Origin of the sequence: Kineococcus rubinsiae, assembly GCF_011839805.1 — a bacterium.
In the GTDB taxonomy this organism is placed as follows: domain Bacteria; phylum Actinomycetota; class Actinomycetes; order Actinomycetales; family Kineococcaceae; genus Kineococcus; species Kineococcus rubinsiae.
In genome coordinates, this window is the sequence record NZ_VWPY01000013.1 from 46030 (window position 1) to 62318 (window position 16289).

Annotated in this window: 14 protein-coding genes; 9 read left to right on the forward strand and 5 right to left on the reverse strand. The window is 74.6% G+C overall.

Features of this window, described 5'->3' with window-relative positions; genetic code table 11:
- The first annotated feature begins 128 nt into the window (after window positions 1-128).
- From F1544_RS09390 to galK, 3 genes are read left to right on the forward strand one after another with little or no spacing between them, the layout of a single operon-like run.
- Window positions 129-920, forward strand: coding sequence for a DeoR/GlpR family DNA-binding transcription regulator (locus tag F1544_RS09390; RefSeq protein WP_167584541.1), 792 nt, complete (start codon window positions 129-131; stop codon window positions 918-920).
- A 32-nt stretch (window positions 921-952) separates the two neighbouring features.
- Window positions 953-2053: a galactose-1-phosphate uridylyltransferase gene (gene galT, locus F1544_RS09395; protein ID WP_167584629.1), complete on the forward strand. Its 1101-nt coding sequence runs from the start codon at window positions 953-955 to the stop codon at window positions 2051-2053.
- Window positions 2050-3291, forward strand: a complete 1242-nt coding sequence (galK, locus tag F1544_RS09400; RefSeq protein WP_308469972.1) for a galactokinase — start codon at window positions 2050-2052, stop codon at window positions 3289-3291. The genes galT and galK overlap by 4 nt, the downstream gene beginning before the upstream one ends.
- 80 nt (window positions 3292-3371) lie before the next feature.
- Here galK and glgX read toward each other — a convergent pair whose 3' ends face one another.
- From glgX to F1544_RS09425, 5 genes are all read right to left on the reverse strand, one after another.
- Complete coding sequence (gene glgX / locus F1544_RS09405) at window positions 3372-5408, reverse strand: glycogen debranching protein GlgX (RefSeq protein WP_167584543.1); 2037 nt, start codon at window positions 5406-5408, stop codon at window positions 3372-3374.
- Window positions 5409-5481: 73 nt separating this feature from the next.
- On the reverse strand, window positions 5482-6213 hold the full coding sequence (locus F1544_RS09410) for an ABC transporter permease (protein ID WP_167584545.1): 732 nt from the start codon (window positions 6211-6213) through the stop codon (window positions 5482-5484).
- A complete protein-coding gene (locus F1544_RS26260; protein ID WP_167584547.1) occupies window positions 6213-7151 on the reverse strand; it encodes an ABC transporter ATP-binding protein in 939 nt (312 codons plus the stop codon). Before F1544_RS26260 ends, F1544_RS09410 begins: the two co-directional genes overlap by 1 nt.
- Entirely contained in the window at window positions 7148-8038 is an 891-nt protein-coding gene (locus F1544_RS26265; RefSeq protein ID WP_167584550.1) for a hypothetical protein, read from the reverse strand. Before F1544_RS26265 ends, F1544_RS26260 begins: the two co-directional genes overlap by 4 nt.
- Window positions 8031-8981 (reverse strand): ABC transporter ATP-binding protein, encoded by a 951-nt coding sequence (locus F1544_RS09425; protein ID WP_167584553.1) that lies wholly within the window; start codon window positions 8979-8981, stop codon window positions 8031-8033. Before F1544_RS09425 ends, F1544_RS26265 begins: the two co-directional genes overlap by 8 nt.
- Before the next feature lie 83 nt (window positions 8982-9064).
- Here F1544_RS09425 and F1544_RS09430 point away from each other — a divergent pair, with 83 nt between their 5' ends.
- From F1544_RS09430 to F1544_RS09455, 6 genes are all read left to right on the forward strand, one after another.
- A complete protein-coding gene (locus F1544_RS09430) occupies window positions 9065-10417 on the forward strand; it encodes a dihydrolipoyl dehydrogenase family protein (RefSeq protein WP_208971578.1) in 1353 nt (450 codons plus the stop codon).
- 160 nt (window positions 10418-10577) lie between these two features.
- Window positions 10578-11393 (forward strand): endonuclease domain-containing protein, encoded by an 816-nt coding sequence (locus tag F1544_RS26270; protein ID WP_167584556.1) that lies wholly within the window; start codon window positions 10578-10580, stop codon window positions 11391-11393.
- A 33-nt stretch (window positions 11394-11426) separates the two neighbouring features.
- Entirely contained in the window at window positions 11427-12551 is a 1125-nt protein-coding gene (rlmC, locus tag F1544_RS09440) for a 23S rRNA (uracil(747)-C(5))-methyltransferase RlmC (RefSeq protein WP_167584559.1), read from the forward strand.
- Window positions 12552-12669: 118 nt separating this feature from the next.
- Window positions 12670-13686 (forward strand): LacI family DNA-binding transcriptional regulator, encoded by a 1017-nt coding sequence (locus F1544_RS09445; protein ID WP_167584562.1) that lies wholly within the window; start codon window positions 12670-12672, stop codon window positions 13684-13686.
- Between the two features lie 194 nt (window positions 13687-13880).
- Window positions 13881-15188 (forward strand): ABC transporter substrate-binding protein, encoded by a 1308-nt coding sequence (locus F1544_RS09450; protein WP_167584565.1) that lies wholly within the window; start codon window positions 13881-13883, stop codon window positions 15186-15188.
- 80 nt (window positions 15189-15268) lie between these two features.
- Window positions 15269-16288, forward strand: coding sequence for a carbohydrate ABC transporter permease (locus F1544_RS09455; protein ID WP_167584568.1), 1020 nt, complete (start codon window positions 15269-15271; stop codon window positions 16286-16288).
- Window position 16289 lies beyond the last annotated feature (1 nt).

The following is a 16289-nucleotide window of genomic DNA, read 5'->3' on the forward strand; positions in this document are numbered from 1 at the left end:
ATCACGAATGTGCAACCGTGTTCAGCGCTGTTGACTTGGCTGTGGAAGACTCGTCATCCTGCCTCGGTGCAGTGCTGCCGAGGCCCGTGGACGTCCCCGGGCGACCCTGCCGTGGGAGGGTGGACGCCGTGCTCGCACGACAGCGCCAGGACCTGATCCTCGAGCAGGTCAGGTCGCGCGGCAGCGTCCGCGTCTCGGAGCTCGTCGACCGCCTGGGCGTCTCCGACATGACGGTGCGCCGCGACATCGCCCAGCTGTCCCGCCGCGGGCTGGTGGACCGGGTCCACGGCGGCGCGGCCTCCACCGACGCGCGCAGCAGCGACGAGCCCGGCTTCGCCGCCAAGTCCGCTCTGCAGCAGGCGGAGAAGCGCGCCATCGGGGCGCTGGCCGCGAGCCTCGTCGAGCCCGGCGCCTCCGTCGCGCTGTCGGCCGGCACCACCACGGTCGAGGTCGCGCTGGCCCTGCGCGACGTCCTCGACCTCACCGTCGTCACCAACTCCCCGCCCGTGGCCGAGGCGCTGCACGAGCCCGCCCGCCGCGACCGCACCGTCATCCTGTGCGGCGGCATCCGCACCCCCTCCGACGCGCTCGTCGGGCCCGTGGCCGTGCGCAGCCTCGAGTCGCTGCACGTCGACTGGCTGTTCCTGGGGGTGCACGGCATCGCCCCGGGCGCCGGCCTGACCACCCCGAACCTCGTCGAGGGCGAGACCGACCGCGCCCTCATGGCGGCGGCCTCGTCGGTGGTCGTGGTCGCCGACTCCACCAAGTGGGGGGTCGTCGGGCTCAGCTCGATCGCCGACCTGGACGACGTCGACGTCCTCGTGACGGACACCGGACTGCCGGACGACGCCCGTGCCGTCGTCACCGACCGCGTCGGCAGGCTGCTGCTGGCGCACACCACGGAGGAGAACCACCTGTGAGCCCGCACGCCTTCCGCCGCACCTCGACCCGGATGGCCGACGGTCGCGAGCTGCTGTACTTCGACGACACCGAGCCGTGGCTGTCGGGCGACGCCGTGCGCGACGCCGTCGACCACCGCCCGCTGCCCCCGGCCGACGAGGTCGTCCGCGGCGGGTCGCAGGTCCGCTACGACCCGCTGACCGGCGACTGGATCGCCATGGCCTCGCACCGCAACGACCGCACCCTCATGCCGCCCCCGGACGAGGACCCGCTCGCCCCGACGCTGCCGGGGAGGTTCCCCACCGAGATCGCCGACTCCAGCTACGACGTCGTCGTCTTCGAGAACCGCTTCCCCTCCTTCTCCACCCGCATCGGGGGCGAGTTCGGCCTCGTCGACGGCGAGGAGGTCTACCCGACGCGCCCCGCGACGGGGCGCTGCGAGGTCATCTGCTTCACGTCCGAGCCCAGCGGGTCCTTCTCCCAGCTCAGCCCGCACCGCGCGCGCACGGTCGTCGAGGCGTGGGTGGACCGCACCGAGGCGCTCGCGCAGGTCGACGGCGTCGAGCAGGTCTTCTGCTTCGAGAACCGCGGCCCGGAGATCGGCGTGACGCTGCCGCACCCGCACGGGCAGATCTACGGCTACCCCTTCGTCACGCCGCGCACCGCGACCATGCTGCGCCGGGCCGCGGAGCACCGGGAGGCCACGGGCCGCAACCTGTTCCGCGACGTCCTGGACGCCGAGCGCCGCTCGGGGACCCGCGTCGTGCTCGAGACCGAGCACTGGACGGCGTACGTCCCGGCGGCCGCGCGCTGGCCCGTCGAGGTCCACCTCGCGCCGCGCCGCGACGTCCCGGACCTGCCGGCCCTGGACGACGCCGAGCGGGCCGACCTGGTCACGGCGTACCTGGACCTGCTGCAGCGCCTGGACCGCTACTACCCCGACGACCACCCCCTGCCCTACATCGCCGGGTGGCACCAGGCCCCCGTGCACACCGGCCGCGACGAGTTCCGCCTGCACCTGCAGGTGTTCTCGGTGCTGCGCGGTCCCGGCAAGGTCAAGTACCTGGCCGGGTCGGAGTCCGCCATGGCCGCCTGGGTCAACGACACGACGCCGGAGCGGGTCGCCGCCCGGCTGCGGGAGGTCTCGCAGTGAGCACGCACGACGACGGGTCCACGGCGACGCCGTCCGGTCCCGAGTTCTCCCCCGCGCCGGAGCGCGCCGAGGCCGCGGCCGGGGTGGCGGCCGCCTTCCGCGACGCCCACGGCGGCGAGCCCGCCGGGGTCTGGTCGGCGCCCGGACGGGTGAACCTCATCGGCGAGCACGTCGACTACACCGGGGGCCTCTGCCTGCCCCTGGCCCTGCCGCACCGCACCTTCGTGGCGCTGCGGCCCCGCACCGACGGGGTCGTGCGGGTCAGCTCGCTGCAGGCCGGCGCCGGCGCCGAGGTGTCCCTGCACGAGGTCGGGCCCGGGTCGCCGCAGGGCTGGGCCGCCTACGTCGCCGGCGTCCCGTGGGCGATGTGGGAGCGCGGCCTCACCGGCTCCGCGATCAGCGGCGGGTTCGACGCCGTCGTGGACGGCCACGTGCCGCTGGGCTCGGGGCTCTCGTCGTCCGCCGCGCTGGAGTGCGCCGTGGCCGTCGCCCTCGGTGAGCTGGCCGGGCTGCCGCTGGACGACGCGGGCCGCGCCGTCCTGGCCGGGGCGTGCGTGCAGGCCGAGAACGAGGTCGCGGGCGCCCCGACGGGCGGCATGGACCAGGCCGCGTCGCTGCGCTGCACCGAGGGCGGCGGCATCCTGCTCGACACCCGCGACGACACGGTGCAGCAGGTCCCGCTGGACCTGGCCGCGGCGGGCCTCGCGCTGCTCGTGATGGACACCCGCGCCGAGCACTCCCACGCGGGCGGCGAGTACGGCGCCCGGCGGGCCAGCGTCGAGCGGGCCTGCGAGCTGCTCGGCGTGCCCACGCTGCGCGAGGTCGACCCCGCGCACCTCGACGAGGCGCTGGAGCGCCTCGGCGACGACGAGCTGCGCCGACGCGTGCGCCACGTCGTCACCGAGATCGACCGGGTGCGCCGCACCGCGGAGCTGCTGCGCGCGGGCCGCGAGCGGGAGATCGCCGGCCTGCTCGACGCCTCGCACGAGTCGCTGCGCCACGACTACGAGGTGTCCTGCCGCGAGCTGGACCTCGCGGTGGACACGGCGCGCTCGGCGGGTGCCCTCGCGGCCCGCATGACGGGCGGCGGCTTCGGCGGCTCGGCCATCGCCCTCGTCGAGGTCGACGCCGTGCAGCCCGTCGCGCGCGCCGTGGCCGCGGCCTTCGCCGAGGCGGGGCTGCGGGCGCCGCAGTTCCTCTCGGCCCTGCCGAGCCAGGGCGCGGCCCGCGACCTCTGACGGGTACGCGCACACGCGACGACGCCCTCCTCCCCGTGCTCGGGGAGGAGGGCGTCGTCGTCGCGGTGGGACCGCCGGGCTCAGGCCGAGCGCAGCACCGTGGTCGACCACTCGCCCACGAGCAGGTCGGAGACCTCGCGGCCGACCTCCTGCTGCGGGTCGGAGGAGACGACCAGCTTCCACGCGCCGGCCGGGGCCGGCGGGACGCTGAACTCGACGGGGTTGGTCGCGCCGTTGACCAGCAGCAGCACGGTCGCCGAGTCCTCGGCGCTGAACTGCATGCCGTAGGCGCGGGCGTTGCCGTCGTCCCACTCGTCCTGTGTCATCGGCTTGCCGTCCGCCCGCAGGGCGAGGACCGCGTCGAGGCTGCCGTCCTCGCCGTTGCCGCGGTAGCGCCGCGCCCGCAGGGCCGGCGTCTCGCGGCGCAGCGTCAGCAGCTCGCGGGTGTAGCCGAGCAGGTCGGTGTCCACCGCCGCCCAGTCGAACCAGGAGATCTCGTCGTCCTGGCAGTAGGCGTTGTTGTTGCCGCCCTGCGTCCGGCCCAGCTCGTCACCGCCGAGGATCATCGGGATCCCGGCCGACAGCAGCAGGGTGGTCATGAGGTTGCGGCGCTGGCGCTCGCGCAGCGCGTTCACGGCCTCGTCGTCGGTGGGACCCTCCGCCCCACCGCCCCAGGAGCGGTTGTCGCTCTCGCCGTCGTTGCCGTCCTCGCCGTTGGCGTCGTTGTGCTTCTCGTCGTAGGCCGTGAGGTCCGCGAGGGTGAAGCCGTCGTGGGCGGTGATGAAGTTGACGCTCGACAGCGGGGAGCGGCGGTCGGCCTCGTACACGTCGGGGCTGCCGGTGATCCGCTGGGTGAGGGCGCCGAGGGAGCCCTCGCCGCGCCAGAAGTCGCGCACGTCGTCGCGGTACTTGCCGTTCCACTCCGCCCAGCGCGCCGGGAACCCACCGACCTGGTAGCCCTGCGTGTCCCACGGCTCGGCGATCAGCTTGACCGGGGCGAGCACCGGGTCCTGGTGGACGATGTCGAGGAAGGCGCTGTGCGCGTGCGCCTCGCCCCACTGGCGCGTCAGGGTGGTCGCGAGGTCGAAGCGGAACCCGTCGACGTGCATCTCGGTCACCCAGTAGCGCAGCGAGTCGAGGATCAGCTGCAGCGCAGCGGGGTGGGACACGTTGAGGCTGTTGCCGGTGCCGGTGGTGTCGAAGTAGTTCTCCGGCTCCTCCTCGACGACGCGGTAGTAGGAGCCGTTGTCGATGCCCTTCAGCGACAGCGTCGGGCCCAGGTGGTTGCCCTCGGCGGTGTGGTTGTAGACCACGTCGAGGATCACCTCGAGGCCCGCGGCGTGCAGCGCCTTGACCATCGCCTTGAACTCGGCGACCTGACCGCCGCCGTCACCGGCGGAGCTGTACTCGTTATGGGGCGCGAAGAACCCGATGGAGTTGTAGCCCCAGTAGTTGCGCAGCCCCTTCTCGAGCAGGTGCGAGTCCTGCACGAACTGGTGCACCGGCAGGAGCTCCACCGCGGTGACGCCGAGGTCGGTGAGGTGCTTGATCGCGGCCGGGTGCGCGAGACCCGCGTAGGTGCCCCGCACCTCCTCGGGCACGTCCGGGTGCAGCTGCGTGAACCCCTTGACGTGGACCTCGTAGACGACGGTCTCCTCCGTCGGGGTGCGCGGCGCCTCGTCGCCCTCCCAGTCGAAGGCCGGGTCGACGACCACGCCGCGCGGCACGGACGGCGCGGAGTCGGCGTCGTTGCGCTCCTCGGGGTCGTCGAAGCGGTGGCCGAAGGTCTCCTCCCCGGCCCCCCACTGGCCCTCGACGGCCTGGGCGTACGGGTCCAGCAGGAGCTTGGCGGCGTTGTGGCGCAGGCCTTCGGCCGGCTCCCACTCCCCGTGCACGCGCAGCCCGTAGCGGGTGCCGACACCACCGGGGACGAGGCCGTGGAAGACGTGCCCGGTCCGCTGCTCCAGCCGGTGCCGCGTCTCCTTCCCGTCGTCGTCGAAGACGGCGACGTCGACCGCGTCGGCGGTCTCGGAGTACACGGCGGCGTTGAGGCCGTCCGGGCGGAGGGTCAGGCCGAGGGGGTACGGGGTGCTGCGTCCGGCAGCGGGATGGTCCACGGTTCAACGGTAACCGGGGGCAACCGCCCCCGCGATCCCACGACGCCCCGCCCCCCGGGACCGGGGCCGCCGCCTAGCCGACGTCCATGCGCTGCAGGCGGATCGAGCTCAGGACCACCGACACGACGGCCACCGCGGCGAGCACGACGACCGACGTCGTGACGCCCGTGGTCGCCACCGTGCCGACCGGGACGTCGCCCGGGATGGCCAGCGTGGCCACGCGCCGGCCGTAGGAACCGATCGAGAGACCGCGCAGCGCGGGCGCGAGCCCGGCCAGGAACGTCTCCCACAGCACCACGTAGGCGAGCCCCGCGAGCAGCCCGCGGCGGGTCACGAGCGAGAGCAGGACGAACACCCCGGTGTAGGCCGCGGACGTCAGCGCGGTGGCGAGCAGGATCCCGCCGACGACGTGCCCCACCGGCAGGTTGATCGAGATCCCGACCGCCATGCACGCGAGGCTCGCGGGCAGGACGACGAGGAACGTGGACAGCCACGCCGCCGTGAACCGGGCGACGACGAGGTGCCAGCGGGGCCGCGCCACGCCGCGCAGCAGCGGCAGGGTGCGGCTGTCGCGGTCGTCGCCGAACGCCCCGATCCCCAGCACGAGCGCGACGATCGGCACGACGAGGCCCGTGAGCAGGGTCGCCGTCAGCGTGGACTGCACGCCGTAGCGGCCGGCCACGCTGGTCACGGCGATCACGACCACCGCCACGACCGCGACGAGCAGGGGCAGCGCCGCGAAGGCCGCGGTGCGGCCGCGGAGCAGGATGCCCCGCAGGCTGAAGCCGAACAGCGTGGTGCCCATCAGCGACCTGCTCCTCTCGCGGCGCGCACGAGGTGCGCGAACGTGCTCTCCAGGTCCTCCCCGACGGGCTCGACCCGCCGCAGGGTCGCGCCGGCCCGGCGGGCCAGCACGGGCACGGCGTCGGCCAGCCCGGCCCCGCGCGGGGTCTCCACCACGACGCCCCGCCCGTCCGGGTCGGTGCGCACGGCGACCACGAGCCCCTCGGCCAGCAGCAGGCCGGCGAGCTCGGCGACGCGCGTGCCGTCCAGGCGCAGCGTGCGCGGGCGGTCGACGAGGAGGTCGCGGATGCCCGCGGGCTCCCCCTCGGCGACGAGGCGGCCGTTGACGACGACGAGGACCCGCCCCGCCATCCGCTCGACCTCGGCCAGCACGTGGGAGGAGACGAGGACCGTGCGGCCCTCCGCGCCCAGCGCCGCGACCAGGTCGACGTCGGCCCGGCGCTGCGCCGGGTCGAGGCCGTTCAGCGGTTCGTCCAGCAGCAGCACCTGCGGGTCGTGCACGAGGGCCTGCGCCAGCTTCACGCGCTGCCGCATGCCCTTGGAGTAGCCGCCGACGCGCCGGTCGGCGGCCTCGGTCAGGCCCACCCGGGCCAGCGCGGCGCGCGCCGCGGCCCGCGGGTCGCGCACCCCGCGCTGGCGGGCCAGGAACTCCACCTGCGAGCGCGCGCTGGCGTGGGCCCACGTGCCCTCCCCGTCGGAGACGACACCGAGGCCGCGGTTCACGCCCGCGTCGGTGTGCGGGTCGACGCCGAGCACCCGCACGCTGCCCTGGCTCGGGCGGCTGAACCCCGCGAGCAGCGACAGGGCCGTCGACTTGCCGGCTCCGTTGTGCCCGAGCAGGCCCGTGACGCCGGCCCCGAGCGCGAAGGACACGTCCGAGAGCGCCACCGTGTCGCCGAACCACTTGCTGACCCCGGTCAGCTCCACCACGGCGCTCACGCGTCGCTCCCGCGGGAGTAGCGGGCCGCGACGACCAGGGAGCCGCCGACGACGACGGCCGTCCAGACCACCCAGGCGAGACCGCCCGGGCCGCTGACCGTGCCGTCGACGATCGCCGCCGCGAGCCGGATCGGCCCGCTGGCCGGGTCCAGCGCGAGCGGCCACTCGTCGGAGAGGACGGTGGAGAGCAGGACCGTGACCACCGGCGCGACGAGCACGACCGCGAGGTAGCCGCCGACCGCGAACACGCGCCGCGAGGTGAGCGAGCCGACGAGCAGCCCCAGCACCGTGTGGAAGACGACGACCACGGCCGCGGCCAGCACGATGCGCGGCAGGTCGCCGATGTTGTCCGCGATCCACCGCCCCGGGTCGTCCGCCGTGGCGATCGAGCCCACGAACAGCACGAGCATCGGGCCTAGCACGATGAGCGCGAGCAGCGACAGCGCCGCGAGCGCCGTGCCGACGAGGTACTCCAGCCACGACACCGCCGTCGCGAAGTACAGGGCGAGGACCCGGTCGCGCCGGTCGCGCGTCAGCATCGAGGGGATGGCCGTGGCGACGAAGGCCAGCAGCACGACCCCGTTGGTGGCCAGCAGGTTCGGGTAGCTGATGAGCTCGGTGGGCTGCAGCGTCACCTGCGGCACGAGCAGCGGCACCGCCACGACGGCGAGCGCCGGCAGGTAGGCCACGGCGAGCAGCAGGAACGGCCAGACCTTCGAGCCCGCGCTGCGGCGCAGGCCGAGCGGGCGCCGGACGCTGGAGGCCACGAAGCTCGCGACCGCCGAGGAGCGCGGGCGCAGCGAGCCGCTGTAGCGGGAGTAGCGGATGTCGTGCAGGACGGCGCGGGGCCCCACCTCCTGCGACGTTCCGGCGAGGTCCTCAGCCACCGTGCACCCCCATGGCGTCGACGACGACGTCCTCGAGCCCGCGGGCCGCGGGCACGAGGTGGCGCAGGCCGACCCCGCGCTCGGCGGCCAGGTCGCGCACCACGTCGAGCGCGGCGTCGGAGCTGCGGTTGAGGCCGATGTCCCCGGTCGCCGTGGGGGCGACGCGGATGCCCAGCGGGGCGAGCAGCGGCTCCAGCGCGCGGGCGAACTCCCCCACGTCGCCGGAGACCAGGAGGTCCACGGGACCCGTGAGCGCCTGCTCCACCAAGACGGGGCGCTGCGCCGCGAGGGCTCCCGAGCGCAGGACGACGACCTCGTCGCAGGTGCGCTCGATGTCCTCCAGCACGTGGGAGCTGGCGATGACGCGGATGCCCAGGTCGGCGGACAGCCGCCGCACGATGGTCAGCATCTCCTCGCGCCCCGCCGGGTCGAGGCCCGAGGTCGGCTCGTCGAGCAGGACCAGGTCGGGGCCGTGCACGAGGGCCTGCGCCAGCTTGGTGCGCTGCTGCATGCCGAGGGAGTAGGAGCCCACCGGGCGGCGGCGCTCCTCCTCCAGCCCGACCGCGAACAGGACCTCGCTGGTGCGGCGCACCGCGTCGCGCCGCCCCAGGCCGCGCATCCGGGCGAGCTGCACGCACACGTCCTGCGCGGACAGGTCCGCGGGCAGGCACGGGTGCTCGGGCATGTAGCCGACCCGGCGGCGGACCTCGCGGCGGTCGGCGACGGCGTCGAGGCCGAGGACGCGCAGCTGCCCCGAGTCCGGCCGGGCGAGGCCGAGCGCGGTGCGCAGGAGGGTGGACTTGCCGGCGCCGTTCGCGCCGAGCAGCCCGGTCGCGGGCGCGGAGAACGTCACGCTGAGGTGGTCCAGCGCCGTCACGGATCCGAAGGTCTTGCTGACCTGCACGCACTCCAGCCCCGGCGGGGCGGCGGTCTCGATGCTCACGCGGACACACAACCACGCAGCGCCCGGCCGCCTCGTCCGCCGATCGGCGCGCCGCGGGTCGGCTCATCGGCGACGATCACCGGGTGACCACCACCCCGGGACGACAGGCACCGCACCGCACGGACGAGGGCACCCTCGAGGTGGACGTGGTGGTCCTGGGCACCGGCTCGGGCGGGAAGATGGTCGCCCAGGAGCTCGCGCGCGCCGGCCGCTCGGTGGCCGTCGTCGAGGCCACCCGCGTCGGCGGGGACTGCCCGTACGTGGCGTGCGTGCCCGCGAAGTCGCTGCTGCTGTCCGCGCGGGCCGGCCTGCCGTGGACCGCGGCCGCGGCCGTGCGCGACGAGGCGTCGCAGCAGCGCGACGACACCGCCGCCACCGAGGGGCTCGTCGAGGACGGGATCCACGTGCTGCGGGGCTTCGGCCGCCTGGCCGGCCGCGGGCGGGTCGTCGTGGGCGACACCGAGGTGCGCGCCCCCGTCGTGGTCGTCGCCACCGGCAGCGCGCCCGTGCGCCCGCCCGTGGACGGCCTCGACGGCGCCCCCACCTGGACCTCCGTCGACGCGCTGTCCTCCGCCGAGCTGCCCGCCCGGCTCGTGGTGCTCGGCGCGGGCGCGGTGGGCTGCGAGCTCGCCGAGGCCTACAGCGGCCTCGGCAGCGAGGTCGTGCTCGTCCAGCGCAGCGGCCACCTGCTCTCCGGCGAACCCGCATGGGTCGGCGAGCAGCTCGCGGAGTCGCTGCGCCGCAAGGGCGTCGACGTCCGCACGGGCGCCTCGGCGAAGGCCGTCGTGCGCACCGGCGACGAGTTCGCCCTCGCGCTGGACGACGGTTCGGACCTGCCCTTCGACCGGCTCCTGCTCGCGACCGGCCGGGCGCCGAACCTCCCGCCGGGCCTCGACGAGGTGACCGTCGACGCCCGCTGCCGGGTCCTGGCGGACGGGGAGCCGGTCCCCGGGCTCTTCGCGGTCGGCGACGTCACGGGCGTCTCGAAGTACACGCACTCCGCCAACCACCAGGCGCGGACCGTCGTCGCGGAGGTCCTCGGCCACGGGCGCGACGCCGACTACTCGGGGGTTCCCCGGGTCGTCTACACCGACCCGGCCGTGTTCTGCGTGGGCGACACCGCGCGCACCGAGGGCGTGCTGCGGGCGTCCTTCGACGTGGGCGAGGTCGCCCGGGCGCACCTCGTCGAGGGCGTGGCCGGCGCCCGCGGCAAGCGCACCGGCGGCCGCGTCGAGCTCGTGGCCGACACCGCCACGGGCGTCCTCGTCGGCGCGGCCTGCCTCGGCCCGGAGGCGGACTCCTGGGGTGCGGAGCTGGCGCTCGCCGTCCGCGCCCGCCTCGACGTCGACGTGCTCGCCCACCACGTCCGCGCCTTCCCGACCTGGTCGGAGGCGATCTACCCCGCGCTGCGGGACCTGCTGGACGCCCGCGCCTGACGAGGCGCGTACCGGAACGCTGGCGTCATCGCGGGACACGCCGCAGCAGGCCCCTGCAGGAGCGGCGTGTCGGCGGATGGGGCCAGCGTTCCGGCACGGCTCCCGTCCTTGTCCACAAGGCTGCAGCGCGGGCACGCCCCGCCGCGGCAGGGTCTCGCGCGTGGAGGCGGTCGAGGCGGTGCACGCGTGCGGGGGCGCCGCGCGCGCCGCACGCCTCGTGCGTCTGACCCCGCGGCGCGCCCTGGTCGCCGCCGTCGCCGCGGGTGAGCTGCTGCGGCCGGTGGCCGGCCTCTACTGCGTGCCCGGCTGCCCACCCGACGTGCTCGCCGCGGCGGCGGCGCGCGGGGTGCGCTCGTGCCAGAGCGCCGCGGTGGCCCTGGGTCTCGACGTCCTGCACGTCGAGGCGACGCCGCACGTCACGTGCCCGCCCGGCTCGCGCGGCACCTGGCGCGGGAGCGTGGTGCACCGCCGGCGGGTCGCCGACCTCGACGGCTGCACGGACGTCCTGACGACGGTGCTCGACTGCCTGCGCTGCCTGCCGCGGCGTGAAGCGCTGGTCCCGGCGGACAGCGCCCTGCGCACCGGCCGGCTGACGGTGGAGGACCTGCACCTCGCGGCCACCCGGATGAACCGCCGGGACCCGCGCCGGGCGCTGCTGCGGATGGCCGACCCGCGGTCGGGGTCGGCGCTGGAGACGGTGGCGCGCGTGGACCTGCTGGAGGCGGGCCTGCGCGTGCGGACCCAGCAGGGCATCGAGCCCGCGGGCCGGGTCGACCTCGTCGTCGAGGACCGGCTCGTGGTGGAGGTGGACGGCTACGCGTTCCACGCGAGCGCGCGGCAGCGCTCGGAGGACCTGCGCCGGGACGCGGAGCTGCACCGGCTCGGCCTGCTGGTGCTGCGCTTCAGCTTCGAGCAGGTGGTGCACCGCCGGGAGTGGTGGCTCGGCGTCGTGCACGACGTGCTCGGACCGCGCTGAGCCGGTGCGTGGCGGGCTTACCCTGGAGGGGTTGTGCAGTGCGACTACTTCGACTCCGGTGCGTGCCGTTCGTGCACCCTCATGGGCACGCCGTACCCCCTGCAGCTGAGCGGGCGCGGCGACCGCGTGCGCGAGGTCCTCGCCGCGCACCCCGGCACGACGTGGCTGCCGCCCGTCGAGAGCCCGGAGTCGGACTACCGGAACAAGGCCAAGATGGTCGTCGGCGGCACCGTGGACGCGCCGACCATCGGGCTGCTCGATCGCGACGGGCGCCCCGTCGACATCCGCGGCTGCGGCGTCTGCACGCCGGGGGTGCGGGCCGTGCTGCCGGTGCTGGCGGAGTTCGTCACGACCGCCGGCCTGACGCCGTACGACGTCGCGGCGCGCCGCGGTGAGCTGAAGTACCTCCTCGTCACCGACTCCCCCGACGGCCGCGTCATGGTGCGCTTCGTGCTGCGCTCGACGGAGCCGCTGCCCCGCCTGCGCAAGCACCTGCCCGCGCTGCTGCGGCGCCTGCCGCAGCTCGAGGTCGTCACGGCCAACCTGCTGCCCGAGCACAAGGCCGTCGTCGAGGGCGAGGAGGAGGTCGTCCTCACCGAGCGCTCGACGCTGTCCATGCGCGTCAACGACCTCGACCTGCACCTGCGGCCGCAGAGCTTCTTCCAGACCAACACGTCCGTCGCGGCCGCGCTGTACCGGCAGGCGCGCGCGTGGACGGAGGAGCTGCAGCCCGCCTCGGTGTGGGACCTGTACTGCGGCGTGGGCGGTTTCGCGCTGCACTGCGCGGCCCCGGGGCGCGACGTCGTCGGCGTCGAGACCAGCGCCGAAGCGGCCGCGAGCGCCCGGCAGAGCGCGCGCGACGCGGGGTTCGACGGCGTCCGGTTCGAGGTCGGGGACGCGACGGAGTTCGCCCTCGCGGCGCCCGCGCCGCCGGACCTGGTCATCGTCAACCCGCCCCGGCGCGGCCTGGGAGCACCCCTGAGCCGGTGGCTGGAGGAGTCCGGCGTCCGCCACGTCCTCTACTCCAGCTGCAACGTCACCTCGCTCGCGAAGGACCTCGACGCCATGCCGTCGCTGCGCCCGCACGTCGGTCGCGTCCTCGACATGTTCCCGCAGACGGCGCACCAGGAGGTCGCGGTCCTGCTCGGACGCGACTGACCCGCCGGCCCGGCCCCGCACGACACGCCGGTTGATCACGAACCGGCGGGGCGGTGCCGGCGGGCGCGACGGGGGTGGGACAGTGGCGGTCCGCAGTTCCCGGGCCGGAGGAGGAGTCGTGCCGACGACGGGTGCGCCGACCCTGGAGTCCGTGGCCGCACGCGCCGGGGTGTCCCGCGCGACGGCCGGGCGGGTGCTGTCCGGCTCCGACCGCGTCGGCCCCGCGGCCCGCGACGCCGTGCTGCAGGCCGCGGCGGACCTGTCCTACGTGACGAACCAGGCCGCGCGCTCGCTCGTGACGCGGCGCAGCGGCTCCGTGGCGCTCGTCGTCGTCGAGCCCGTCGAGCGGTTCTTCTCCGACTCCTACTTCCCGCTCGTCCTCAGCGGGGCGCAGGCGGTCCTCGCCGCGCGCGAGGTCCAGCTCGTGCTCGTCGTCCTGTCGACGAGCCGGGAGCGGGAGCGCTTCGAGCGCTACGCCCGCGGCGGCCACGTGGACGGGGCGATCCTCGTCTCCGTGCACGGTGCGGACCCGCTGCCGCAGCACCTGCTCGACGCGGGCATCCCCGTGGTCATGTCGGGGCGGCCCTACGACGAGGACTCCACGGTCCCCTACGTCTCCGCGGACAACGTGGGCGGCGCCCGCGCGGCGACCCGCTACCTGCTGGACTCCGGCTGCCGGGAGGTCGTCAGCGTCACGGGCCCCATGGACATGCGGGTGGGCCAGGACCGGCTGCGCGGCTTCCAGCAGGAGCTGAAGTCCGCCCGGCGCCGCTACGGCCGGCAGCTGGCCGTGGCCGGCGACTTCAGCGTCGCGGGCGGGCGGGCCGCCACCGAGACCCTGCTGCAGCGCCACCCCGGCCTCGACGGCATCTTCGCCGCGAACGACCTGATGGCCGCCGGCGCGCTGCAGGCGCTCGCGGCCGCGGGCGTCGCCGTCCCCGGGGCGGTCCGGGTCATCGGCTTCGACGACGCCCCCCTCGCCGCCGCGGCCACCCCGCCCCTGACCACCGTGCGCCAGCCCGTCGTGGAGATGGGCCGGGAGCTCGCGCACATGCTCCTGCAGGTCGTCGACGGCGGTGAGCCCCCGGCGCCCGTCGTGGTCGCCACGGAGATCGTGCGCCGCGCCACCGCCTGACCCGCACCCGCCGCGCGGCGGGTCCTGCGCACGGCACCGCCGCGCTGGTTGACACCTGGTCGTCCCCGAGGCACCCTTGGCAAATCCTGTGAGAGCGCTCTCGCACTCGTTCGACGCTCGCGAGAGCGCTCTCACACTCCGCTCCCCCGATCAACGTCGATCCGCCGCCGAGGCGGGGCTCCCGAGGAGAACCCATGTCCACCACCCGCAGGTCGACCGCCGCCGTCGTGGCCGCCGCCCTCAGCACCGCCGTCCTGCTCACCAGCTGCAGCAGCTCCGGCACCGGATCGACCGAGGCCACCGGGGCGGACGGGAAGACGAACCTCACCGTCAGCCTCTTCGGCACCTTCGGGCTCGACGAGGCCGGCCTGTTCGACGAGTACGAGAAGCTGAACCCCGACGTCACCATCACCTACGAGTCCACGCAGGGCGAGAACACCTACTGGCCTGCGCTGCAGACGAAGCTGGCCTCGGGCAACGGTGCCGCGGACGTGCAGGGCATCGAGGTCGGCCGCATCGCCGACGTCGTCGCCAACCAGTCCAGCAAGTGGACCGACCTGTCCACCACGGTCGCGGGCGACCAGGTCCCGAACTACCTCCCCTGGAAGAGCGCCGCCGCGACGACGGAGGACGGCAAGGTCCTCGGCGTCGGCACGGACATCGGCCCCATGGCCCTGTGCTACCGCAGCGACCTGCTGACGCAGGCCGGCCTCCCCTCCGCCCCGGCGGACGTCGCCGCGCAGCTCGGCAGCTGGGACGACTACACGGCGATGGGCGAGAAGTTCAAGGCCGCCGCCCCCGCGGGCACCGCGTGGACCGACTCGGCGGGTGGCCTCTACAACGCCATCATCTCCACGCAGGAGGAGATCTACTACGACGAGGCCGGGAAGCTGGTCTACGACACCAACCCCGCCGTGAAGGACGCCTTCGACACGGCGGCCGCCGCGGCCGAGCAGGGCCTCACCGCCAAGCTCGAGCAGTTCGAGGACCCGGCGTGGGACAAGGGCTTCGGCGGCGGTTCCTTCGCCACGATCGCCTGCCCCGCGTGGATGGTCGGCTACATCAAGGGCAAGGCCGGGGACGCCGGCACCGGTCAGTGGAACGTGACGTCGCTGCCCGGCGGCGCGGGCGGCAACTGGGGCGGCGCCTACCTCGGCATCCCGAAGTCCAGCAAGAACGTCGAGGCCGCGGCGAAGCTCGTCAAGTGGCTGACCGACCCGGAGCAGCAGGCGAAGGTGTTCGAGGTGGGCGGGAACTTCCCGTCCAACACGGGCGCGATCGACCTCGTGACGGGCACGAAGGACGCCTACTTCCAGGACGCCCCCATCGGGCAGATCTTCTCCGCCGCGGCCGAGTCCGCGCCGACGCAGATCCTCGGTGAGGACGACGCCGTGGTGAAGACGGCCCTCGTGCAGTCCCTGCTGTCGGTGGAGACCAACGGCGTCTCCGCGGCCGACGCGTGGAAGAACGCGGCGAAGACCATCGACAACCAGGTCGGCTGAGTCCGCACCTCACGAGAGGGGGGCGGCCGGTCCCGCACCGGCCGCCCCCACCGTCGAGCCCACTCGCGAGGAGAGACGCCATGAGCGCTTCCAGCACGACCGCCCCGCCGGCCCCGCCCGGCCCCCCCGCCCGCGCCGCGGCCCGGAGCGAGCTGTCGCTGCGCTCGCGGCTGTTCCGCCTCGAGGGGAAGGCCGCCCCCTACGCCTACGTCGCACCGTTCTTCATCGTCTTCGCCGCGTTCGGGCTGTTCCCCCTCGTCTACACGATGTGGATCAGCCTGCACGACTTCGAGCTCGGCTCGGACATGCAGTGGACGGGCCTGGACAACTACGTCTGGCTGTTCACGAACGAGAAGTTCTACAACTCGCTGTTCAAGACCGTCACCATCGGCGTCCTGTCCACCGTCCCACAGCTGATGCTGGCCATCGGCCTCGCCCACCTGCTGAACTACCGGATGCGGGCGCGCAACATCTTCCGCGTCTCGATGATCATGCCGTACGCGACCTCGGTCGCGGCGTCCACGCTCGTCTTCGCGCAGGTGTTCGGCCGCGACAACGGGCTGGCCAACTGGATCCTCTCGCTCGTCGGCGTCGACGGCCTGGACTGGCGCAACGGCGACCTCAGCGCGCAGATCGCCATCGCCGTCATCGTCACGTGGCGCTGGACCGGCTACAACGCCCTCATCTACCTGGCCGGCATGCAGTCCATCCCCGGCGACCTCTACGAGGCCGCCGCGCTGGACGGGGCGAACCGCTGGCAGCAGTTCCTGCACGTCACCCTGCCGGGGCTGCGACCCACCATCCTCTTCACCATCGTCGTCTCGACCATCGGTGCGACACAGCTGTTCGGGGAGCCGCTGCTGTTCGGCGGCGTCGACGGCGGGGCGCTGAACCAGTACCAGACCCTCGGGCTGTTCATGTACCAGCAGGGCTGGGGCTACGGCGCCCTGGGCCGGGCCGCGACCGTGGCCTGGGTGACGTTCATCCTCATCATCGGCCTGGTGCTGCTGAACACCGGTCTCGCCCGCTGGCGCGACCGCGACAAGGACACCGGCGGGCGGGCCGCGGTGCACGACACCGAGCAGGAGGCACGGCCGTGAC